3 protein-coding genes and 1 pseudogene are annotated in these 2,720 nt (G+C 72.5%); 1 reads left to right on the plus strand and 3 read right to left on the minus strand.

The features are described 5' to 3' along the window. Positions 1-72: 72 nt before the first annotated feature. The 3 genes and pseudogenes from GL263_RS24680 to GL263_RS24690 form a co-directional block, all read right to left on the minus strand. A complete protein-coding gene (locus GL263_RS24680) occupies positions 73-894 on the minus strand; it encodes a helix-turn-helix transcriptional regulator (RefSeq protein WP_182857955.1) in 822 nt (273 codons plus the stop codon). A 33-nt stretch (positions 895-927) separates the two neighbouring features. Further along, the gene (locus GL263_RS24685; protein ID WP_182857956.1) at positions 928-1,467 is read right to left on the minus strand and encodes an SMI1/KNR4 family protein; all 540 of its coding nucleotides are present in this window, start codon (positions 1,465-1,467) and stop codon (positions 928-930) included. Between the two features lie 13 nt (positions 1,468-1,480). Further along, positions 1,481-1,903 (minus strand): annotated as a pseudogene (locus GL263_RS24690) (CGNR zinc finger domain-containing protein); the annotation flags it as partial. A gap of 171 nt (positions 1,904-2,074) precedes the next feature. On the opposite strand from GL263_RS24690, the gene GL263_RS28650 reads away from it, so the two are divergent. After that, positions 2,075-2,701, plus strand: a complete 627-nt coding sequence (locus GL263_RS28650) for a hypothetical protein (protein WP_228456804.1) — start codon at positions 2,075-2,077, stop codon at positions 2,699-2,701. Positions 2,702-2,720 lie beyond the last annotated feature (19 nt).

A 2,720-nucleotide genomic window follows, 5' to 3' on the forward strand; every position in this document is an offset into this window, starting at 1 on the left:
GGGCGGGATGATCCTGGGTGCGGCACCACCAGGCAGCGGACGGGCGCGGCCGGGCGCCGGGGGTGGGCGGTGTCAGGCGGCCTCGGTGAGGGCCACGAGTTGTTCGAGGCGGGACAGGGTGCCGGTGTCGGGGGCGGGGTTGTGCAGGACCAGGTGGTGGCCCGGGTGGTCCGGGAGCGGAAGGCGGCGGTACTCGAAGACCAGCTCGCCGCAGCGTGGGTGCGTGAGGACCTTGCGCCCGTGGGTCGCCTCGGTCACCTCGTGGCGCGCCCAGAGGCCCGCGAACTCCTCGCTGACGCTGGCGAGTTCGGCGGCGAGTCGGCCGAACTCCGGGTCGGCCGGGTGGCGGGCCGAGTCCGCCCGGAAGCGGGCGACGACATCCGGCGCGGCCTCCTCCCAGGAGGAGTAGGCGTCGCGGTAGCGGCCGCTGGTGAAGAACGCGACCAGGCAGTTGTGGTCGCGGTCGGTGAGGCCGAAGATCTCGCGGGCCGCGGTGTTCACTCCCGCCAGGCCCCAGTGGCGGTCCAGGACGTACGCCGGTCGCGGCAGCCACGCGGCCAGCATGCGGTGGAGTCCGGGGTCGACCGCCACGTGGGGCGACGACTCGGCGGGTGGCGGAGTGAGGCCGGCAAGCCGGTGCAGGTAGGCGAGTTCGTCGGGGTTCAGGAGCAGCGCCCGGCCGATGGCGTCCAGCACCTGGGCGGACACCGTGATGTCCCGACCCTGCTCCAGCCAGGTGTACCAGGAGACCCCGACGCCGGCGAGGACAGCGACCTCCTCGCGGCGGAGGCCGGGCGTGCGGCGCCGGCCCGCGGCGGGGAAACCGACGTCGGCCGGGCTGAGTCGTGCCCGGCGGCCTCGGAGGAAGTCACGGAGCTGGTCGCGGCGGTCCATGCGTTCAGGGTAGGCAGGCCGAGCGGGGCGGCGTCACCCCTCGTCCGGCCACCAGGGTGTGCCGGCGGCCCAGTGGGCGACCCAGTCGGCGAACCCGGACCCGAACGGCTCCGCGCCCTCCGAGGCGATGAACCATATGCGGCCGCGCTCGGGGCCGGTGACCACCAGATGCCAGTACATGCCGCAGCCGTCGGTGCCGAGTACGACGGAACCGTGGTTGTGGACGGGGTCGGTGGCCTCGTCCAGTTCGGCGTCGGTCAGGGAATGGTCCTCGGCGTCCCAGTGCCACGCCTCGGTGAGCGGGAAGGGTTGGGCCAGGTCGCGGGGCGGACGGTGGGTACCCCAGTCCGGCGGGAGGGCGGCCAGTCCGATGAGGCCGTAGTGGGGTGGGCCCGAGGGGCAGCCGTCGCTGATCTCGGCGACGAACGTGCGATAGGGCTCGGGCAGCTCGATTCCGTGTTCTTCCTCGAAGGCGCGGACCGCCTGCCAACCCAGCGGTGCGGTGCGGGTGTTCAGGTCGAAGGCGGTGGCGAGGCGCGCCAGGTCGGCGATGCGGGTCGCGGTGGGTCCCATGCCCCGAGGTGTATCAGGTGGCGGTGACATCGCCGGTGCGGTCGATGCCTTCGCCGTCCGCTCTGCCGGGCGTGTGGTGGCGGCGGTAGTGGCGGGCGGCGCGGGCGCGGTTGCCGCAGGAGATCCTGCACCACTCCTGCCGGCCGTGGGACTTGACGAAGTAGCGGACGCAGCGGGGTGCGGTGCAGGCGCGGAGACGTTCGCGTTCCGGGCCGGTGAGGAAGTCGATCGTGGCGCGGGCGAGGGCGGCGAGGAGGACGTCGCCCGGGTCGGCCTCGAACGTGCGGTGACGGGCGACGGGTGGTTCGTCGGCCGGCCAGTGCAGCCGCGGCACGACGGGGACGCGGGCGGCGGTGTCGTTCAGGCGCGACAGCGCTTCGTCGACGGAGCGGTCGCACGGGTGAGCGGCACGGTGCTGGTCGCGCTTGGGTTCCGGGCAGCAGTGACGTCAGACGGCGACGACGTTCGAGACGACGCGGGCGCCGACGCGTTTGAGCCAAAACGGAAAGCGGCCGCGCGCCTCTGAAGCGAGATCAGGACTCGTCGCGGTAGTCGTGTATCCGCGTCACCACGCTGGGTGATCGCACACTGACCGTGTGAGGGGAACATGACTTTCCGTAAACGCCTTCTTGTCTCCGCCGCGCTGGCACTCGGGCTGGCGCTGCCGACCGTCACCGTGGCGCCGGTCAACGCGGCCGGGCAGCCGGGCGGAACGCATGCCGGGCCGGGGCATGTGTACGCGTCGTACGAGGAGGCCGCTCCGGGTGTGGCGCCTGCCGGCGCCGACAAGGCGGCCGTGTACCTGGATATGGACGGGCAGGTGCTCCCCCGCCCGGAGTCCGGGGAGAGGCCCGCGGACGAGCCCCGGGAGGACGCGGCGGCGTTCCGGTGTACACCGGTCAGCGGGCGGGACAACCCGCACCGCTCGTCGACGGGTGTCGCCGTCTCGGGGCACGGGTGGTGGGACAAGGGGACGTGCAGCAACAACCGGGCGAAGGTGTGGAACTGCCTGTACGAGTGGTACACCGACAACTCCTGGCGACGTAAGGCATGTTCGCCGGTGAAGGAGCTCGCACCGGGTGGCGGCAGCGCCAACCGCACGGTGGCTCGGCACAACTGCGACAACACCGCGCTCACGTCGTGGCGCAACCATGTGGACGTGGATGTCATCGGCGAGTGGGACACTGCCGAGCAGCCGTACCGGCAGGCGGACGTTCGCTGCCGGGTGTTCTGAGCGGGCCACCAAGCAGCAG

Origin of the sequence: Streptomyces durbertensis, from assembly GCF_014156695.1 — a bacterium.
Classification (GTDB): domain Bacteria; phylum Actinomycetota; class Actinomycetes; order Streptomycetales; family Streptomycetaceae; genus Streptomyces; species Streptomyces durbertensis.